The sequence below is a fragment of the Chroococcidiopsis sp. genome (assembly GCF_051657925.1).
GTDB lineage: Bacteria > Cyanobacteriota > Cyanobacteriia > Cyanobacteriales > Chroococcidiopsidaceae > Chroococcidiopsis.
On sequence record NZ_JBOFLP010000171.1, the window covers coordinates 1 to 19,747 of the forward strand.

A 19,747-nucleotide genomic window follows, 5' to 3' on the forward strand; every position below is an offset into this window, starting at 1 on the left:
ATTAGTAACAAATTGTCGCGATCGCGCTGTGCCAATATTTACAATTACAATCTTGCCCAGTTTAAACAAGATTGATATCAAGACCAACTATCCTTAGTAGCAAAGTTTGCTGTTCCAGCATCTCTAATAGGGTTTCCTCATCTGGGTGATCCCAACCTAAAAGGTGTAAAAGACCGTGAGCGGCTAACCAAGCTAGCTCTGTCGATAGCGAATGCGCTTGCTGTAGTGCCTGCTTGCTAGCGGTATCAATTGAGATCGCAATATCGCCTAAGTATAGAGGTAAAAGCGATCGCAACTCTTCTAACTGCGGTACGTCCGTTTCCAGTGCAGCAAAGGCTAAAACATCCGTAGGCTTGTTTTGCTGCCGATACTGCAAGTTAAGTGCTTGAATTTCCACATCGTCCGTTAGACGTAAACTCAGTTCGTAACTGTCAGCTGGGGGAAGCTGAGAAGATAAACTCTCTAACCAGCACTCAAACCATTTTTGCCAAGTTTGGGCATCAACTGCTGGTTCCATTCCAGAAGCTTCAGTAAAACAGTCCTGCACGCAGACTTCAACTTGTACGCCAGAATTTTCTGTATTCCTGGTTGTCATTATCTAGTTATGTAAGCTAAACCCACCAGTAAAGCCAATAATCCTATGGTTGTGAGGGCAAAATGTTTCAGAGAAGTCCCTCTCTTTTTCACCATGTTGCGCATAGCGAGTTTTACATAACTCGGTCGAGGCTCAGGGGTGACTTCATTCGCCACATGAGACGGTACTTTTGAAGCTTCCGTTGGTTGTGCCTCGGCGGTTTTCGTCGTGTCAGGTGAATTCTCCATGAGATTGACCCTAAGGTTTTGCTAGGTTCTTTCTCAAATGTAACAGTTTGTTGCACCAATAATGTAGTCCGTACCAGGGTTAATAGCTGAGAAACAAGCGCAAATCGCTTTGCGCTCGTTCCCAATCTTTGTCTAAGTTTCTAAAGATTGCCGACTTATACTAACTACAGCGATCGCTTGCATTCGGCATTAGACAAGCAATGTTGTTACTAATGTTATTACTAATGTTGTTACTTGCGTCCGACAAGTATCTTCTGGCGATCGGTCACTTCCTCAGTGCGAACCTCCTCACCATAAACTTCTAATAAACGACAGCGAACCCGATCGGAAATTTTAGCTAGCCCGCCGCCTCCATGAGTATCTGATGGTTTAAGTGTATTTCGGGTAATCCCGAAAAAGTGAGTGGCAAAACGGTGATGCACTGGTTCGGGTAGTCCTACAAAAAACATCAGCCTTTCGTACCGAAGGTATTCAAATATTCTTGCTCCGGTATCGTAAAATATCGCAGCGGGTTTCAAAGTATGGCAAGAGCGCCGCAACTCAATTGGTCCCTTCTTGAGTATTCTGTGGAGTAGCTTGAAGCGCGATCGAAGCTTATTAAAAGGTGAGAGCAACGAGTATTCATTGTCTAGGTAAAAGTCTACAAATGACTTTCCTTGCCTAAGTGCTTCTCGAATAGGGGCTACCTTGAGGAGAGTTAGCGGTATCCAAGGACGCTCGTGATATAGAGCATTCTCTAAAGCGGTTCCCTGAAACGCTGGTTCTTCAAGCCAACTCGGTCCGTTGGTAAAGCCACAACCGAAAACCTGCGGTTCGTCAATATACTCTCTGAAAAAGCTAACTATAGCGGAATCCTGAATTTCCAGATCCGAGTCAACTAATAAAACTTTTTCTGCGGCAATATTATTAAAAAGCCAATCTAAAGTTTGACCATGAGGACGTAAGGGAGCGGTTAAAATATCAAAGTCATACCGTTTCATCAAAGCTAAAAAATGTTTTAAGCTACCATCAGTTGACTCACAGTCGATCAACAGTACGGGCATTCTTGCATGACGAATAACCGATAGTAAAGCTAAGGTGGTAACTACTTTTGTATTGAAATTAATAATAACTGCTCTTTCAGTTTCAGTAGGTAGATCGGATAAACTTTGAATTAGCACTGTTTTTGTCCTAAGATAATTTTTTTGTTTCTCGACGCGCAGCAAACACCATTAGCAGCATATAATAAAACGATTTTTTTGCTGATTAGCTATTTATTGTATTAATTATGAAGATTGAATTTAAGCAAAGCAATATGGAAAAGTTCAGCAAACCAATTCAGGGTCAATGGTTGGCAAAACAAAAAAAGAGCTAAGGACTGTAAACAGCAAAACCATTTTGGTTTTTCTCCTCCAGTTTCCTCAGCTTTCTTTTTTCTACTCTGGCTCTTGCTTGTCCCTTAACTAGCCACTAGTTGCTTCTCCTGGCGTAGGTAGGACTCAATAAAGGTATCGAGTTCGCCATTCATTACGTCGGTAATTGCCGTTGTTTCTAGGTTTGTCCGCAAATCCTTCACCATCTGATATGGATGGAAAACGTAGTTGCGGATCTGAGTTCCCCAGGCTGCTTCTACCATATCACCGCGAATTTCAGCGATTTCCTGAGCGCGTTGTTCTTGGGCAATAATTAACAGCTTGGCTTTGAGGATCGCCAGGGCTTTCTCTTTATTTTGTAACTGCGATCGCTCTTGGGTACAGCGGACGGCAATTCCTGTAGGAATGTGGAGGATGCGCACGGCTGTTTCTACTTTGTTGACGTTTTGTCCTCCCTTACCACCAGAACGAGTGGTGGTAATTTCCAAATCTTTATCGGGAATTTCCAACTGTACGGAAGTATCGATTTGGGGCATCACTTCCACACCAGCAAAGCTAGTCTGTCGTTTACCGTTAGCGTTAAACGGAGAAATCCGCACCAAACGATGAGTTCCTTTTTCGCCTTGTAAATAGCCGTAGGCATAACGACCGGAAATTTCTAAGGTAGCGGATTTAATCCCCGCTTCATCTCCTTCCGAAATCTCATCTAATTGCACTTTATAGCCGCGATCTTCCGCCCAACGAGTATACATCCGCAGTAACATTTCCGCCCAGTCTTGGGCATCAGTTCCACCTGCTCCAGCATTAATCGTCAAAATTGCGCCTTTGTCATCGTAGGGACCGGATAACAACTGTTGCAACTCCCATTGGTCGAGTTCGCGGTTGAGGCTGGTAACGTTTGTCTCAGCCTCTTGCAGCAGAGATTCGTCCGTCTCGAGTTCCAGTAGCTCTAGCACGGCTTTGGTATCTTCTAGGCTACCTTGCCAGCGATCGTATTGCTGGATATGAGTTTTCAGGTCGTTGAGTTCCTGAAGTGTTTGCTGTGCTTTGGTTTGGTCGTTCCAAAACTCCGTTTGGGCAGCAATTTGTTCTAAATCTTGAATTTTTGCCGTCAGTGCGGGGATGTCAAAGATAGTCCTGGGTTTTACCCAGGCGATCGGACAACTTTTCAACTTCGCGTTTGATTTCTAGTGCTTCCATATAGGTTTCGAGTAGCGATCGCTCACTGAGTGACAGGGTGCGTTAACAACGCACCCTACTTGTATTGATGATTTTAACCAGAGTTGAAAACCTTTGGGGCAACAACCAAAAAAAACCGTGGCTTGTTTTGAAGCCACGGCAGATCGTTTGTAGAGACGTTACATGTAACGGTCTCTACAATTCATGTGACGGCTCTACTAATCACGGCTATTCAAGGCAATTAACAACCGCAAGATGAAAATAAACAGATTGATGTATGTCAGATACATCGACAGCGCCGCAGGGAGATATTGGTCGTTGCGGTAGGTACGGGGCAGAACGTAGAAATCTACGACTGCTGCACCAACGAATAGACACACGCCAATGCCTGAAATCGCAATTTCTAACCAAGTCGGCGTATAGATGCCAAACAGAGCAAACAGAAATTGTGCCAAACAGACAACCACTAGGGCAATGACTCCTAGGCTGACTGTTTTCGTCAATGCCATGCCGTCCTGTTCTGACAAGTTAGAACCAATTTGACGTCCTGCAATAAAGGTGACACCGCAGCCGAGGGCAGCAAACCCCACACCTGCAATACCTACGCCTTGGGTTCTTAGTGCCATAAAGACGATGCCGCTAAGAGTATAGCCAGTTAGCAAGCTATATGTTGCTAGTAGAGGCAGGGCAACGCGATTATTACCTTTCTCAGCAACGTTCATCGCCACGAAGAACAGAATCAGTTCCAAAATGACCGCACCAATAAACGTAGGGAAGAATAACCCTGGATTGGCACGGATGACACTTAGACCACCGTAGGTTCCCAGTGCTGTTAGTACCAGCCCGCCACCTAGATAAGGCAGGGCATTAGCAATAACGTTTGGACCTACTATGGCGCTAGTCTTAGCTTGACGAATTGCTTCGCGAAAATTGCTAGTGCTACTCATGGAATTTTTTCTTAATTTTTTAACGGGTTGTGTGAGAGCAACGATATGGTGACATATGCCTATTTTGGCTTAAACCTCTAACAGTTAACCAGTGTGAGACTAGCAGCAGAAATCTAAATCTAATCTTAAAATATTTAGCCTTCTCAGCCAGTCAACTCAGCAGATCTACGGAGAAAATTCACCGCAATCTGCTAATCCCCTCATAAATTCAGTAAGAACGACATGGTTTGAGAAGCCTTCTCCACCGACAATAATTTTCAGCTTTGATTAAAGATTTCGCACCACCTGTTAATTCCCATTAGGGAAGCTTAGATCGCTGTTGAGGATTTTTATGTCGATAACTCATACTAGAGCCTGCTCTAATGGGATAGAGCTATTAATTGCTTATTATCAAAATCCTTCGATTGCATTACGCAATAAACTTGTGAGTATGCACACTGGTTTGGTGCGAAAGATGGCGCATCAGTTTAGCCGCCAATGTACCGAGCCATATGAAGATTTAGAACAAATCGGTTACTTTGGTTTAATTCGTGCTATCGAGCGCTTCAACCCTTATCAAGGGTATGCTTTTAGTTCTTTTGCAATTCCTTATATTCGCGGTGAAATTTTACATTTCTTACGCGATCGCACGGGAGTTGTCAAAATTCCCCGCCGTTGGCAAGAACTTCACAATCAAGGACAGAAGGCTCGTAAAGATCTAACATTAACTCTCGGTCGCACTCCTACAGATATAGAAATTGCTGAAGAATTGAATGTTGCAATTCAAGAATGGTTAGATAGTAAGCTTGCCTTCCAAAATCGAATTGTCTTAAGTTTAGATAGTACAGTTATTCAACATCTCGATTGCCAAATTAAATTAGCTGATGCTTTACCCGACCAGCGCTCTACTAGCTTGCAACAACAGGAAGAAGATCGCCAACAATTGCAAGGAGCAATGAACCAGCTGGAAGAAAAAACTCGTAAAGCTGTGGAATTTGTTTTCTTAAAAGAGTTTTCTCGTAAAGAGGCTGCTAAACGAATTGGTATTAGCCCAATGACTGTAACTCGATATCTTCAAAAGGGCAAAGAACAGTTATTTTCTTTGCTTCAACCTCAAATTGCTCAAACTAGAGCATGATAATTCGTAATTCGTAATTCGTAGCTAGTAATTCGTAATTATGAATTGAATAAACATCCGAAAAATTCAAACTGTAACACCAAAACCATAAAGCTTATGAACTCCATCGATTCAGCGTTGGTAGATCGTTTTCCTCAGCCGATGGAAACTGAAGGTATTAAGTTGGATGACCGCAAAGGTGTCAACTTTAGTGGTAAATGGGTACAAGTTGAGAAATTACATAAAAGTGACTCAAAGAAACTCGATCGCATCGTAAATTTCTCTTTACAACACGAGGAAAAAGAAATTGTTAATGAATTGTCTAACGATCCATTATTAAATTTGCTTTGTCTATTAGTTGAAGCCGGTCGAGAAATTCCTGACGATCGCTGTCAGCTCTACCGCGAAGGGCTAGAAATTTTATTGAGTCAATGGGATGAAGCTTATCATATTCCAGGCGATCGCTTCTACAAAAATTTGTCCGTACAGCACAAACAAGACTTGTTAAGTAAAATTGCTTTGGCTACATTTGAAACTGGAGGTAAGTTTAGCAAACAGGATATTGAAAAATCTATTACCGAATATATATGTAACCTGCCAAAAGCACCTACTAGCCCGGAACTCTTGCAACTTACGACTGAGGCACTACTAAAGTCTATTCAATACCAACACCAGTTATTTGTTGAGTCCGCTCCAGAGGTTTATTCTTTCTCCGATATCAGATTTCACGAGTATTTTATAGCGCGAGAAATAGCCGATCTTTCTCATCCTCAAAAAGCAGAACAAGCTTTAAGAAATTTAGCTGCTCGAATTTCAGAACCACGCTGGCACGAAGTTTTTGTTTTCGTTGTCAGTATGTTGCGAAATGCTGACTATTTTCTCAGTTTAATGAAGCAACAAGCTGACGCGATCGCCGGAGTCGATCCAGAATTATCGCGCTTTCTTTTCTGGTTGGAGCGCAAGTCACATCATCTGAGCAAACCTCAATTTAAACCAGCTGCTTTCCGTGCCTTTTATTTAGAATTCATCCTCGATCTTAAATCAGATTCTCTCCAAGACGATCGCACCGATCGCCATCTTCATCTATCTGAATCTGATATCGATGCTTCGAGTTACGAGCTGATAAATTTTCCTTTTACTTCCCAGCAAAAAGCTATTCTCAAACAATATTACGATGTCAATCAACTCATACTTGATTGCCTGCGCCAAGCACAATACATGACGCGAAGCTTACGTACAGAAATTGAAGAGACACTTTTAGTTCCTTCATATTTAAGCTGTCCGCTCAAAGCCGCGATCGCTTAATGTAAATACCTAACATAAATTTCTTGTAGGGGCGCACAGCTGTGCGCCCCTACAATGTTGTCACGATCTAGCAGGTTTATGGTAATGTTAAAGCTGAAGATCGCACGGCAAAAATCGCTAGATGACTAGTGAAGCAGACTTGCTGCTCAGACAAGGTATTTCTCAATACCAAACAGGTGAATTTGAGCTTGCATTGCAGTCTTGGCAACAAGCATTAAATCTTTATCGGAGCAGCCAAAATTTCAAGCGCGAAGGCGCGGCTTTAGGGAATTTAGGCGCAGCTTATCAAGCTTTGGGAAATATACCCCAGGCGATCGCCTACTTTCAACAACATTTGGAGATCGCCCAGAAAATTCAAGACGCAACTGGCGAAATGAATGCTCTTGCCAATATCGGTAATGCTTATTTAGCATCAGCAGAGTATGTTCGTGCAATCGATTACTGGCAAAAACTTTTGGCGATCGTACCAGCACAAGGCGATCGCCTACAGGAAGGACAGATCTTAAATAGCCTGCGACAAGCATACACTAGTTTAGGAGAATTGACTCAAGCGAGAAAATATCAACAGCAACAGTTGGCGATCGCGCGGGAATTATTAAACTCGGCGATCGCGACAGACTTTGTTTCTAGTCTAGAAGCGATCGGTTTAGATCCTACACAAGATTTAGTCGGAGCCGATCTCAGTCAATTAGATCTTCGTAATGCTAGCTTGAGTCGCGCTAATTTGGAGGGGGCAAATTTGAGTGGTGCTGACTTGACGTTAGCCGATCTGAGTCGCGCTAATTTGAGTGGTGCTTGTCTATTGCGTGCCAAACTCAGTAATGCCAATCTTCGCGATGCTAATCTCAGTCATGCCGATTTGAGCGATGCAGACTTACGAGCAATTCTACCCCGCGTGAATTTAAGTGGCGCAAATCTCAGCCGGACAAATTTAACCAGTGCCTATCTTCAGAATGCCAACTTACAGGGGGCAAATTTGAGTGAGACGCTACTACAACAAGCAGATTTGCATGGTGTTGATTTGAGTCAGGCGAGTTTGAATGCAGCCAATCTCACCCGTGCAGAACTGAATGCAGTCAAAGTAGCACAAACTCAATTTATTGATGTTGTAGGAATTTCAGCACAGATAAAACTTGAGTTTCAGCAACAAGGGGCAATTTTCCATTAATGTAGAAGAGGCGTTACATGTAGCGCCTCTACTTTACCTATGGATTACTACCAGGTGCAGGCGCTAAATCTTGTTCCGTTGTCTGTGCTGCTGCTGGTTGCGGTTCGCGTACTTCCCAACGACATTGTTTTTGTTCTGGCTGCTGATAGTTAACCGCCATTGTAAACGAGCGAGTCGCAGCGCGGTTCTTGTCGAAATTTACGTCAGCTCGCGTGTAGTTTTTTCCGGCGATCGCCGTCCACTGTAATACATCATTGGCATATGCTCCATCAGGAACGAAGCGCATTTTGTATTTGACTTGGTCTGGAGAGTCTCCCGATCGCACGAAAAGCAATCCCTGAGCGATGTCTGCCGAGCGTTCCAAGACATCAGCAGATATAAAGCTACATCGATCGCCATCATCTCCTTCCACCAGTGCCAAGAAAGAACGGTCGGAGCTAGTTTCTACTTGTTGAGCTGGCGTTTCTCGATTGGAAAAGACGACTAAGGCGATCGCTAAGATTGGTAAGATAGCTGTTTTCATAACTCCTCATCCCTCAAAGCACTCAGACGCAACTGATTTGTTATATGGTACAGCGAATTTGCTCTCTGAGATTGGCAATATTTGAGCGATCGAGAAAGAAGTTAGAAGCGACAAGTCAAAAGCACGCTTCTGCATTTTCCATACTTTCTATCTCTGTTCATTGATTCTTAATAAATTAGCGCCTTTGCTCTTAACTTTATAGAGCTAGAACTATCTACAGTCATCGTACCTAAAATTGTGAATTGTTGCTTAAAAATGTGTCAATGGCGCAGTTTCTTCATTGCACGCAATCTGCATCACCGATTACCTAGCATTTAACTACAAGTTTATTAATATGTATAAATCAATCAAACTATGTTTTCTAAAAATTCTATTTGGCTACTTGGAATCTCTATATTTAGTATTTTGACTACTCTGTATTTAGGCTTTTCTTGGCTATCTTTACAACTTAGTTCACCACAAAAACCGCAAGTCATACCAGTTTTAGCCAGAATTGAAGTTGCCAAGCAAAGAATTTACTTAGAAGTTCCTCAAACCCCAGAGCAAGAAGCACAAGGCTTAATGTATCGTACTATAATTCCCAGAAATAGGGGAATTCTGTTTGAATTCAATCCGCCTCAAGCGATCGAATTTTCCATGCAAAACATTCTTGTACCAGTCGATACACTTTTTCTGAGAAATACGGAAATTCAGCAAATTCAAATAGCTGTTCCTACCTGTAATGAAGTCAATTGCCCCACGTATAGCTCAAAGGTAAAAGTAGACCAGATGGTGCAGTTACAGGCTCGAAGAACTTTAGAGCTAGGTTTAAAAACTGGCGATCGCCTACCAATTGAGTTTCTCGACTTAGATACTAAAACTTTTCGCTGATTTCGGCTTAATAAAACTTAATACTCGTTTTTTTGTTTTAGATAAAAGATTTAAGTAAAAGTTAATTTAAACTATTTACAAGGACGATTTTTGGTTAAGAAATTAGTCGATTTCTGGTTAAAAAGTCGAATAGCTTCGGTTAAGAAATCGTTAAAGCGAGGGCTTTATGTTAACTGCGACCCAGAAGAAGCACCGGAAGATTTCAGCTAATAATGCTTTTTGCATAGTTACATTGGTGAGCGGTCTGCTTTTACTAATAATTCAAGCTCAAATTGAAAAACAACCACAATCTCTACCTGTAAGTGCAAAAGCGCAAATTTCTGGACAAGAAATTGAGTTGGAAGTTGCTCAAACAGCGCACCAACAATCTATGGGACTGATGTACCGTGGCGAACTTTCGGAGACAAGAGGAATGCTGTATACTATCGATCCGCCTCGCCCAGTTAAGGTCTCGATGCAAAATATGCGCTTCCCTGTGGATGTCGTCTATTTACAAAACGGACAGATCGCAGCCATTCAAGTAGAGGCAAAGCCTTGCGATGCAATTGCTTGCCCTACGTATAGCTCAAAGGCAACGGTAGACCAAATGATTCAGCTACGAAGTGGCGCGACGGCAGAATTAGGACTAGAGGTAGGCGATCGCGTGCCGATTCGGTTCTTAGATGGTGAAATCCCCAGAGCTTAGCTGATGCAGCAAACTAACTCGTCCCCTGTCAAAATCACTTTACTACTTGTCAGTACGCTGACTGTCATGGCGGGTGCAACAATTGCACCTTCGCTACCAGCGATGAAGCAGCACTTTAGTACCGTGCCGAATGCAGACTACTGGGTAAGGTTAGTTTTGACAGCTCCAGCCCTATTTATTGCTGTAGCTGCGCCGCTTGTTGGCGCGACAATCGATAAATTGGGACGCAAACCCGTGTTAATTATTGCCTTACTCGTATACGGGTTGGCAGGTAGTTCGGGGCTGTGGTTGAATGCGATCGGCTTTATCCTTTTCGGACGGGCATTATTGGGTTTGAGTGTGGCTGGGGTGATGGTAACGGCGACGGCGTTGATTGCAGATTACTATACGGGAAAGGCGAGAGGGCAGTTTTTGGGTATCCAAGCTGCTTTTATGGCATTAGGAGGGGTTGTTTTCCTGACTTTAGGGGGCTTTCTTGCCGATATCAATTGGCGGATGCCCTTTTTTATCTACTTAATTGCCCTAGTTTTAGTACCGTGCGTCGTGTTGTTGCTACCGGAACCGAATCGTACAAAGGGTGCTGGGACTAACGTTGCAGACGAACCAACCAGCTTGGCGACTGGTTTAGTGGTATTGACTTATGCGATCGCCCTAATCTCGCAAATCGTATTTTATCTAATTCCCGTCCAACTCCCCTTTTACTTACAGCAATTACTACAGGCAAGCAGTTCTCAAAGCGGGTTAGCGATCGCCCTTGCAACTGGGTGTTCTGCGGTTAGCTCGTTATTGTACCAGCGCGTCAAAGCCCGCCTCAGCTTTATTAGCATTTATGGCATTGCTTTTTTAAATATGGCGTTGGGATACGAATTGATAAGTTTTGGCGCAGGTTATGCGGTGATTCTACTAGGATTAGCGATCGCGGGTTTAGGTTTGGGTTTACTCATGCCAAATATGAACTTTTGCCTCACTTCAATCGCTCCTGGTGTAGCCCGTGGGAGAGTTTTAGGTGGGTTAACTACTAGCTTTTTTTTGGGGCAATTTCTCTCACCCCTTGTCAGCCAGCCTTTGACTAACTTCGTAGGGATAGCTGGAACTTATAGAACTGCTGGAATCGTGACGGGGATAATGGCTATAGCTGCCTTGGTATTTTTGATGCGGGCTAAAGCAACAGCCAAAAGTTAAAAGTCAAAAGTCAAGCGGGTCGATCGGAAATCTCGATGAAATGCAAAGCTGTTTGGCAAACCCGCCCCTACAATACCCGATCGCTGATAATTGATAACTGTTACTGTTAACTGATTCTCACCACGCTGGATCGAAATAAAGATCGATCGTCAACTGTTCCTGTCCAGGTGGTACAGCAGTAATACAAGCGCATACTGTATCGTCCCCATCGATCTCGACTTCGCAAGCGTGACAGGAACCCATCATACAGCCGGTGGGGATGACAACCCCCGCTCGGTCTGCTACATCTAACAATGGTTCTCCGACTGTGGCTTCTACAGTGACATCATCGGGTAAAAAATTGACTCGCACAGTCATAATTCCTAACTTTAAGGCGACAAAACAGAGGATAAGTCTAGATGGGTTTCTACCATACCTGCTAGGGAGTCGAGCATTGCTTCTCGCTGCTCGCGATAATTAGAAATACCTGTCGGTAGAGATTTGAGTCCCCTTTGTTGCCGCAGGCGATTTAACCAAGCCCTCCGCCAAGGTCCATTATCGAAAATTCCGTGCAGATATGTTCCCCAGATTGATTGACTACTATCTACCATGCCAAGACCGGTATCGTCAAACAGGGGTTGATAGTCGTTGGCTTGGGCGGGGGGTAATTCCACTAAACGCGATCGCCCTTGGTGAATTTCATACCCTGTCACGGGCAATCCTGACTGCGGAAAATTCGATATGACTTGACGCTGGCGAGCAACTTTATGCATCGTGATTGCCGTTTTAATTGGCAGCAATCCTAAACCTGGATACCTACCAGCTTCGCCCTCTAGCCCTTCTGGATCGGCTAGCTGTTGCCCCAGAATTTGGAAGCCGCCGCAGATACCTAAAACCGTTCCCCCAGCCGCTGCATAGTTTTGAATTGACTTTGCCATCCCGGTTTTATGCAAAACGAGTAAATCGGCGATCGTGGTTTTCGTCCCTGGAAGAATAACCGCATCTGGATGTCCTAATTCATGCTTGGGACTGAGATATCTCAAACCAATACAGGGTTCCGATTCTAACGGATCGAAGTCGGTAAAGTTAGAAATTCGCGGCAGGCGAATTACGACAATGTTGAGTTCGCCTTTAGCCCGAGAGGGCTTGCGTTCAAACAAATCGAGGGAATCTTCGGCGGGGAATGAATGATCCAGCCAGGGAATGACACCGATGACGGGGATTCCCGTCCGTTCTTCCAGCCACTTAATGCCCGGTTCTAAGATCGATCGCTGTCCGCGAAATTTATTGATGATAATCCCGCGCACTAAACTGCGTTCCTCTGGTTCGAGTAATTCTAGCGTGCCTACGACATGGGCAAAAGCACCACCGCGATCGATATCTACGACTAGTAACGTTGGTGCGTTCAAATACTTAGCGATCCGCATATTTGCTAAATCGCGGTGCTTGAGGTTAATTTCTGCCGGACTGCCTGCCCCCTCGCATACGATCATGTCAAATTCTGCTGACAGATGGCGCAGAGATTCTTCAATTGCCTGCCATCCTGGTTGAAAAAATTGCTCGTAGTAGTCCGCTGCGTTGACTCTTCCCACAGCCTTGCCTTTGAGAATCACCTGAGAAGACATATCCCCTTGGGGTTTGAGCAAGATTGGGTTCATCTCTACCATTGGAGCAACGCCAGCCGCCCACGCTTGCACCGCTTGGGCATAGCCAATTTCGCCACCATTAACGGTAACATAAGCATTCAGCGCCATATTTTGTCCTTTGAAGGGCGCTACACGCCAGCCACGTTTGGCTAAAATGCGACAAATTGCAGCTGCGATCGTTGATTTTCCAGCATGGGATGTCGTTCCCACGATCATGATTGATTTCATATGCGGCTATCGGCTTGAGCAGGTAAAGGCAGAAATTTCAGACCGAGATGGGTTTCTGTGTTTATTTTTCCCCTTTTTTGCTGATTCTTAACTTTTACGCTGACAAATTTAAGGCATTCACCTAAAAAGGCAGTTGCAGCCAGCGACTCAGGCTATTGTAAAGGCGATCGCGCCACGTTGGAGTATCCCACTTACCATGCTGAGCGTATCGCTCTACTATCTGTCTACCCAGAGGCGTGAGCCGAAAACTATCTGTAATTCCCTGTCCGTCTACCTCGCGCCGCAATACACCGACTTGAATCAGCCAAAAGAGTTCGTTGTCTACTGCAAGTTCTGTTAATGGGCGTTGGCTATAGCCTTTTTCCATGCCTGAATTGCCGGCGATCGCCATAACTGGCACGCTTTGAGCTATCATTGCCTGGAATAAGTGTAAGTTAAAGCTAGAACAAATCAGCGCCCGACGCGCCCGCTCTAAGGTACGGTTGGGGTAGAAAAACGGTCTGGCATTGCTAGTATTTGCATTAGTCATTTTAGTATTTGTACCCTATAGTCACTCTGCCTGAAAAGCGATTTTTGAAACTTCTAAATATCTTAATTATTGCAGGTATGGGTGACTTGTCATGAGTCATTTGTCCTTTGTCATTTGTCACGAGTCACGGGTCACGAGTCATTGGTCATGAGCCATAAATGTAAAAAAGGTGGGCATTGCCCACCCTACGTTTAAATTCTAACGGCCTTCTTTATTGTCCTGCTTTTGCCATATCTCCACGTTTAATCCCTGCTCCAACAGCGATCTTACCAGTCGCAAAACCTTGACCGACTTCTATTAATTCGATCGTGCCAATCGGAGACGTTAAGGCACGGAGAGTTTTGCCAGTTTCAGGATCTTTAATTTCTTTGGCTACTCGCTCGATTGAGATTTTCATTCCTGTTTTTAAGCCCGCTTCCTGTCCTTTGTTAATGGTTACTAGATTATTAGTTACATCGGCTACTACAGCATTGACATTAGGAATAAATGAAGCTGCTGTAGTCACTTTGGAGGCAGAAGCAATAATTTCTCGCGTAATTTCATTGACAGCAATTTCTGTAGCTGCACTCAATAAAGTTTCAGGATCGGCATGTTTCGACTCGTGATAAATACCGCTCACATTTAAAGCTTTGCTTTTTTTATCGACTTCCCCTTTACCTTGAGTTGCAGCAAGAATTTCTGCGGTAGTCGTGCTGACGAGCCTAGCATTAATTTGCACGATCGCTCTACTTTTTTGCTTAGCCGAACAAACTCCAAAAACGCAAAAACCGCTACCAGAATTATTTGCTTCAATATTAAATTGAGTCACCGCCCCAATGACAACAGCATCAACTCCCAAAACTCTGCCAATTTGCGCAGCAGTTTCTGGATCTATTCGTCCCGAAGCACCTAAGTTTTGTTCCTGCAAAATATCGTCGATTTTACTACGCTCAATGACACTATAGGAACCATCTTTAACTAATGCATTCGTAATTAAATTACTCACTCCTTGAGCTGGACTTGCGCCACCAAAGAGATTTGCAAAATTAACACTACCAGTATCGGCAAAATCAAAATCTAGTACGGCAACTCGCTGGCGTTGTATCGCTTGTGTTTGGTCAATTCCAATTTGATTAAGGGTTTGAGCATGAACTATAGGTATTAGCAAAGATAAATGCGTTGTACATAATAAACCAAAAACACATAACAAATTGAGCGAACGAGTCGCTAGTTGTACTGAATTTCGCATATTTTTTAGATTGGCAATAAGGCTGTGGCAAAAATAAAAAAATATCCTCTGTAAATGGAAAACCTACTATTTGGTAGATCCCACACAGATGGATAATCACGATTGTATCCAAGCGATCGCTGTAGTTTACGTATATTTACTTAAAATTTAAGTACTTAAAATTACGAACAATATCAAGGAACACGAAAGCATTGTATCTCTACTGTAGAGACTTGTTTGACAGATGCAGGCATGAGTAAGTAGATAAACGCAGATGAGTGCTATCTGGAACAGACTAACTCAGTAAAATTTTTGCAAAGCTGGCGAAAAGACTCGGAAATTCACTGCTACATTAAAATTAAATAGTTTGTCAGTAATCTCCGTACGGGAAGCAGGCAATGAGTAAAGATATCCGCGTTGCTGCAACTTCAAAAATTTGGGCTTTTGCTACGGGAATGCTAGCAATTTGCATTCCGCTTTCGAGTGTAACTAGGAGCGGTCCTATTTTACCGCTAGCCGCGATCGCTGGAGCTGCCACAGGTACGTACTTTGTCTGGCGCGATGACAATAAATATAAATCGTTAGCAAATAGCGATCCAAAACAACTTGAGCAACGCATCGCGAATTTAGAAACAATTGTCAGCGATCGCGAGTTTGAATTAGAGCGTAAAATAAAACAATTGGAATCGAAAGATTAAGTCAAAAGTCGAAAGTTAAAAGTCAAAACCAATTTCTTGACAACTGATAACTGTCAACTGACTATCCACCTAATGCAATATCTAAAAACATCATTACCACAAAACCTATCATGACACCAATAGTTCCCTCTGTTTCTAATCCTTTACGGTGCGATTCGGGGATAATATCATCGCTGATTACAAATAGCATTGCTCCTGCTGCAAATGCCATTGCCCAAGGTAAAACAAACTGAGCTATACTTGCTACGCCAGCACCAACTAAACCGCCCAAAGGCTCTACTAAACCCGTAAGTAGAGACACTCCTAAAGCATAGCTAGTAGAATACCTTTCTGAGACTAATGATAGGGCAACTACTAATCCTTCCGGCATATTTTGTAAGCCAATACCTATGGCAATTGGTAGTCCTTGTTCGATATTTCCACTCCCAAAATTTACTCCTACAGCCAATCCTTCAGGAAAGTTATGAATTGTAATCGCGGCAATAAATAACCAAATTTGTTTAATATTTTTCCCCCGACAATTTTCTCGCCCTTTAAAAAAATGTTCGTGTGGTAAAGCGTGATGAGCAACTTGTAAAAACAATCCGCCCAATAAAATACCTATAACCATAATTAGAGCAGCGATCGCTCTGGAATAACCAATCTTTTCTGCTGCTTCTGTGCCTGGAACGATGAGAGAAAAAGCTGTAGCTGCTAACATAACTCCCCCACCAAATCCCAACATGATTCCCTGGATTCTCTGAGTTAAATTAATTGGTAGTAAGATTGGTAAAGCTCCAACAAAAGTTGCCAGCCCAGCGAGTAGGCTAGCAAGAAATCCGACAAGAACAACGTTCATAAATTGCGATCGCGGTAGTGATAGTAATGGTGAAATAGCAACTTAAATACATGCTGCTTGGGTTTACATCTGTAAAAAGATATTTCCTGAAAATCAAGTATATCATACTCGTTATGAGTACGTATTGCTAATTTTTGCATGGCTTGAGGGCGCACGATTGTACGCCTTCTCAGAATGGATATGGTATGCTGCCCTGAATCACCAAAGAAAAGGAATCAAGCGGCTGCTAGACTCTTGATACGCTGCATACTCGCTATACTTACCAGACATGGTTTGTTCTCTTTGAGAGATGCGCTGGAGATAGAGGAGGGTAATAGTTCCTGGTACGAGATAAGCCCATAAAGAACCTGCGATAACGCTGAAACTGAGATAGCGTAGCAAGTCACCGAAGTAGTTAATATTGCGGGAAAATCTCCAAACTCCATCCTGCACTAAACCAGCCCCGTATTGCTTAGCAGTTAGTTTTTGTATGTCAGCAGTGGTATTAATTAGAGTTCCGAAGATGTAAAGTGGTATGGCGATCGCGATCGCGAGTGCAGAAATAGGTGCGGGGTTAGTAAACGCTAAATATCCAGGTAAGGTATAGAATACTCCGACAAATATCAAAGTGAAGCTAAAACCTCCTACTCCTATGGGTTCGTTAAATATCTGTCGTCGGTTAGGAAAAAACCACTGTTCTAGCAGCCACCACATACAATAGCTAACGTGCAAACAAAGATAAATAACTTGGCGTAAGTCGGATATCCCAAAAACGATTGCACAAATTGTTAGGCAAATAACCGTTAGCACCTTAGCTGTATTAATTGCTGTCAGTTGAGTTATCGCCTTCGCTCCAGCATCGGCTGTATTCTGCATCATTCATAAATTTTTCTTAACATTTCTTCATTGTAGCTGGGAATTCAATTTTTAAGATTTGTTTTGCGCAAAGACGCAAAGGTGCAAAGGGTGCTTAGCGTCTCTGCGTCTTTGCGTGACATTTCTCTGAAGATTTACTTCTACTGGCGGATGATGCGGCGTAATTGATTTGCTTCTTCCCAACTTCTTTCAACTCCACCTTGGGCAATATCTTTGACGTAATTAATTTTGACTTCTTCTAGTAAGTCTACAAATAATGATTCAAGTGCTTGTAAGTTATGCTGTTTTTTAACTTCTGTTTCTAGAGCAATACTAAAGTTTTGAATTAAGTGACTTGATTTTTCTATAACTACGGGATCTTCGAGTAAATTTGTTAAAGTTGTGTAGGTAGATTGGGAAATATCGTTAGCTAATTTTGATGAAACTTGACGAGGTAGAGTTTCCATGCCTGGTAAGTGCTGTATTTGCTGGTACATTTGAGTTTTCTTAATGGCATTTTCAATACTGTAGTGGAGTAATGATTCAATATCAGTTTGTACTTTGGGAATAACTTGATAAATTGTCAGACGCAGTAAGCGATTAGCAATTTCTTGCACTTCATTGGTGTTATTAATATTGATATAGGGTTGGTAACGTCCCGCTCTCAATAACCACTCAGCTGCATCACCCCGTTCGATTGAATCTTGCATTTGATCGATTAACCGTACGCCAACAATTTCTGTCATTTCTTCAGCGAAATTAGTGACAAAATCATATTTAATTTGCTTGCGGACGGGTTCGAGATTCACTAGTTCTGCTTGATAAAGCCGAATCGTTACTGGAATTATCCTCAGCCAGCGCCAAAATGGTAAGAGGAAAAATAAATCGTACCAGCGCCTTAGCAGTGCCTCTAGCCAATTTAAATCTGGTCTTTGACGGCTGATAATGAAAGTACGGATGAGAATCTCTAAGCCAAAAAAAGCAATAAAAGGTAAATCAATTAGCCAAAAGCGATCGAGGAGTTTACCTTGAATATTAATTCCACGATAGTAGTTGGTTTCTATGAGCGGTTGAAGATTTGTTGTAAAGAAATCTAATTCTCGCTCCCATCCGGCGCGATTGAGATAAGCCTGACTCCAAAAAGTATCGAAAGCTTGATGAGCTGAGTTAATATGAACGCGATCGCGGACTTGATTTTTGATCTTTTCTAAATGTCCGGTTTTCTGGGCGATCGCAAAAGGGTTATCTTCGATTAACTCATTGCTAAGTTGCCGCATTTGAGCTAATAAATTTTCGACTTCTGGTGACTGAATACCCGTCTGCTCAATTTGTTGTTTGATTTGTTGGAATTGAGCCAGATATCGGGTTGTTTCTCTATGGGGTTCGATACCTTTAATGGGATCGTACTGCTGAACAATTTGAGGAACTTTCTCAAAATAAAAGTCTCGCCAGGGAATATATGATAAATCGAACAAGACAAGGAAGAAATTTAGTAAAATCACAAGAGCAATCAATCGTTCTAGCCAGAGAAAGCGCCGTACTGGACGAAATGCTATTTGAGTTTTTTGCAGAGATGACATATTGATTTCAACCAAATTCTGCTCGCATCAAGAATGCAGGTTTCGCAGTTAAGGAGCGATAACAGCAAATATTATCACCAATTGTTGTTGGTCAAAGCCGCGATCGCTTCTTCTTTTGCCTTAGCTTCAATTTCAATCCAGGGTGCTTCTCGGTAGATACTAGGCATGACGGTAATAAATTCGCTATGCTGTCTGTCATTGAAAGCTGCTTCACCGTTAGAAATGTGGACGAGTTGCCAATCTGGATTTTCCCACGTCGATCTAGCAGCATAGAACATCTCGGCTACAGAGGGACGATCGTAGCTTTCTAGTTTCTCATGACAGATGTGATGGTGAGCGTCAAAGACCATTGGGACTTTTGCCTGCTGACAGACAGCTAGGATTTCCTCAGCACTGTAGGCGTATTCGTCATTTTCAAAAGTGAGGCGGCTTTTAATTGCTTCTGGAAGGCGATTGACAACTTGCACCAATTGCGCCGTTCTCTGAGCTTTGCCTCCGTGAATATTCATGCACGCCCAAGCCGATCGCGGTAAACTGAGCAAGTCCATAATTTGGGCATGTTGTGTCAAAATTTTGATACTGTTTTCCACGACTTGTGGCGAGTCAGAACTTAATACCACAAATTGATCGGGATGGAGTACCATTCGGATGCTCAGTTGTTGCGATCGCCTTCCCACTGCTGCTAAATCGGTAGCCATTTCTGCTAAGATAGCTTGTCCGATGCCGTCTTCCATGTCACTCAGGGGAAACAAACCCGAAGGCATTCGATAGAGGAAGATTTGGTTCGTTTGACAAAAAGATATTGCCGCATCCAAGCGAGTTAAATTGCTCAAATAAAGCTCTCGCAAGGCAGTTTCTCGTTCTGCTGCACTCAACTTGAGGTAGCGCGTCCGCGTCATGGTACGATATCGGACTGCTTTAGAAACGGTAATACAAACTAAACCCAATTTAGAGCGATCGCTTGCGCGAGATAATAATTTTGTACTGCTTGGATCGATAATCATAGATACATAAACAGTGGCTCATCGAACCGCGATCGCCACCACAAACAAACATGGGTAATCAACATAAATTTAATC

At 43.0% G+C, this 19,747-nt stretch carries 21 protein-coding genes; 7 read left to right on the forward strand and 14 right to left on the reverse strand.

All coding sequences use genetic code 11. From position 1 onward, the window contains the following. Positions 1-61: 61 nt before the first annotated feature. From ybeY to ACRC32_RS13850, 5 genes are all read right to left on the reverse strand, one after another. On the reverse strand, positions 62-595 hold the full coding sequence (ybeY, locus tag ACRC32_RS13830; protein WP_438554516.1) for an rRNA maturation RNase YbeY: 534 nt from the start codon (positions 593-595) through the stop codon (positions 62-64). Next, positions 595-822: a DUF3285 domain-containing protein gene (locus tag ACRC32_RS13835; protein WP_438554517.1), complete on the reverse strand. Its 228-nt coding sequence runs from the start codon at positions 820-822 to the stop codon at positions 595-597. Before ACRC32_RS13835 ends, ybeY begins: the two co-directional genes overlap by 1 nt. A 230-nt stretch (positions 823-1,052) precedes the next feature. After that, the gene (locus ACRC32_RS13840) at positions 1,053-1,982 is read right to left on the reverse strand and encodes a hypothetical protein (protein WP_438554518.1); all 930 of its coding nucleotides are present in this window, start codon (positions 1,980-1,982) and stop codon (positions 1,053-1,055) included. A gap of 278 nt (positions 1,983-2,260) precedes the next feature. Then, positions 2,261-3,374, reverse strand: a protein-coding gene (gene prfB / locus ACRC32_RS13845; RefSeq protein ID WP_438554519.1) for a peptide chain release factor 2 whose coding sequence is annotated in 2 segments (ribosomal slippage) — positions 2,261-3,301 and positions 3,303-3,374 — 1,113 coding nt in all. Because the reading frame shifts where the segments join, the coding sequence is not laid out codon by codon here. A 197-nt stretch (positions 3,375-3,571) separates the two neighbouring features. Beyond that, on the reverse strand, positions 3,572-4,300 hold the full coding sequence (locus tag ACRC32_RS13850) for a Bax inhibitor-1/YccA family protein (protein ID WP_438554520.1): 729 nt from the start codon (positions 4,298-4,300) through the stop codon (positions 3,572-3,574). 331 nt (positions 4,301-4,631) lie between these two features. Here ACRC32_RS13850 and ACRC32_RS13855 point away from each other — a divergent pair, with 331 nt between their 5' ends. From ACRC32_RS13855 to ACRC32_RS13865, 3 genes are all read left to right on the forward strand, one after another. Beyond that, a complete protein-coding gene (locus tag ACRC32_RS13855; protein ID WP_039713047.1) occupies positions 4,632-5,417 on the forward strand; it encodes an RNA polymerase sigma factor SigF in 786 nt (261 codons plus the stop codon). 96 nt (positions 5,418-5,513) lie between these two features. Then, complete coding sequence (locus ACRC32_RS13860) at positions 5,514-6,701, forward strand: NACHT domain-containing protein (protein ID WP_438554521.1); 1,188 nt, start codon at positions 5,514-5,516, stop codon at positions 6,699-6,701. Between the two features lie 121 nt (positions 6,702-6,822). Continuing rightward, positions 6,823-7,869 (forward strand): pentapeptide repeat-containing protein, encoded by a 1,047-nt coding sequence (locus ACRC32_RS13865; protein WP_438554522.1) that lies wholly within the window; start codon positions 6,823-6,825, stop codon positions 7,867-7,869. A 37-nt stretch (positions 7,870-7,906) separates the two neighbouring features. On the opposite strand, the gene ACRC32_RS13870 is transcribed toward ACRC32_RS13865, so the two are convergent. Further along, positions 7,907-8,392: a hypothetical protein gene (locus tag ACRC32_RS13870; RefSeq protein WP_438554523.1), complete on the reverse strand. Its 486-nt coding sequence runs from the start codon at positions 8,390-8,392 to the stop codon at positions 7,907-7,909. A gap of 405 nt (positions 8,393-8,797) precedes the next feature. Between ACRC32_RS13870 and ACRC32_RS13875 the strand changes: the two genes are divergently transcribed. From ACRC32_RS13875 to ACRC32_RS13885, 3 genes are all read left to right on the forward strand, one after another. Continuing rightward, positions 8,798-9,262 carry a DUF192 domain-containing protein gene (locus tag ACRC32_RS13875; protein ID WP_438554524.1) on the forward strand — a complete coding sequence of 155 codons (465 nt, stop codon included), beginning with the start codon at positions 8,798-8,800 and terminating at the stop codon, positions 9,260-9,262. 166 nt (positions 9,263-9,428) lie between these two features. Continuing rightward, the gene (locus ACRC32_RS13880) at positions 9,429-9,947 is read left to right on the forward strand and encodes a DUF192 domain-containing protein (protein WP_438554525.1); all 519 of its coding nucleotides are present in this window, start codon (positions 9,429-9,431) and stop codon (positions 9,945-9,947) included. A 3-nt stretch (positions 9,948-9,950) separates the two neighbouring features. Next, on the forward strand, positions 9,951-11,129 hold the full coding sequence (locus ACRC32_RS13885; protein WP_438554526.1) for an MFS transporter: 1,179 nt from the start codon (positions 9,951-9,953) through the stop codon (positions 11,127-11,129). 117 nt (positions 11,130-11,246) lie between these two features. Here ACRC32_RS13885 and ACRC32_RS13890 read toward each other — a convergent pair whose 3' ends face one another. The 4 genes from ACRC32_RS13890 to ACRC32_RS13905 form a co-directional block, all read right to left on the reverse strand. After that, positions 11,247-11,486 (reverse strand): 2Fe-2S iron-sulfur cluster-binding protein, encoded by a 240-nt coding sequence (locus ACRC32_RS13890; RefSeq protein WP_438554527.1) that lies wholly within the window; start codon positions 11,484-11,486, stop codon positions 11,247-11,249. Positions 11,487-11,497: 11 nt separating this feature from the next. Beyond that, positions 11,498-12,982 (reverse strand): cobyric acid synthase CobQ, encoded by a 1,485-nt coding sequence (gene cobQ, locus ACRC32_RS13895; protein ID WP_438554528.1) that lies wholly within the window; start codon positions 12,980-12,982, stop codon positions 11,498-11,500. Positions 12,983-13,103: 121 nt separating this feature from the next. Then, positions 13,104-13,511 carry an Npun_F0494 family protein gene (locus tag ACRC32_RS13900; RefSeq protein WP_438554529.1) on the reverse strand — a complete coding sequence of 136 codons (408 nt, stop codon included), beginning with the start codon at positions 13,509-13,511 and terminating at the stop codon, positions 13,104-13,106. Positions 13,512-13,722: 211 nt separating this feature from the next. Next, entirely contained in the window at positions 13,723-14,739 is a 1,017-nt protein-coding gene (locus ACRC32_RS13905) for a CsgG/HfaB family protein (protein ID WP_438554530.1), read from the reverse strand. Between the two features lie 377 nt (positions 14,740-15,116). Between ACRC32_RS13905 and ACRC32_RS13910 the strand changes: the two genes are divergently transcribed. After that, positions 15,117-15,416 carry a hypothetical protein gene (locus ACRC32_RS13910; protein ID WP_438554531.1) on the forward strand — a complete coding sequence of 100 codons (300 nt, stop codon included), beginning with the start codon at positions 15,117-15,119 and terminating at the stop codon, positions 15,414-15,416. Positions 15,417-15,477: 61 nt separating this feature from the next. Here ACRC32_RS13910 and ACRC32_RS13915 read toward each other — a convergent pair whose 3' ends face one another. From ACRC32_RS13915 to uvsE, 4 genes are all read right to left on the reverse strand, one after another. Then, positions 15,478-16,254: a ZIP family metal transporter gene (locus tag ACRC32_RS13915; RefSeq protein WP_438554532.1), complete on the reverse strand. Its 777-nt coding sequence runs from the start codon at positions 16,252-16,254 to the stop codon at positions 15,478-15,480. A 198-nt stretch (positions 16,255-16,452) separates the two neighbouring features. Further along, on the reverse strand, positions 16,453-17,109 hold the full coding sequence (locus ACRC32_RS13920) for a DUF1295 domain-containing protein (protein ID WP_438554544.1): 657 nt from the start codon (positions 17,107-17,109) through the stop codon (positions 16,453-16,455). A gap of 140 nt (positions 17,110-17,249) precedes the next feature. Then, the gene (locus ACRC32_RS13925) at positions 17,250-18,668 is read right to left on the reverse strand and encodes a hypothetical protein (protein WP_438554533.1); all 1,419 of its coding nucleotides are present in this window, start codon (positions 18,666-18,668) and stop codon (positions 17,250-17,252) included. Between the two features lie 74 nt (positions 18,669-18,742). Beyond that, entirely contained in the window at positions 18,743-19,672 is a 930-nt protein-coding gene (gene uvsE, locus ACRC32_RS13930; protein WP_438554534.1) for a UV DNA damage repair endonuclease UvsE, read from the reverse strand. Positions 19,673-19,747 lie beyond the last annotated feature (75 nt).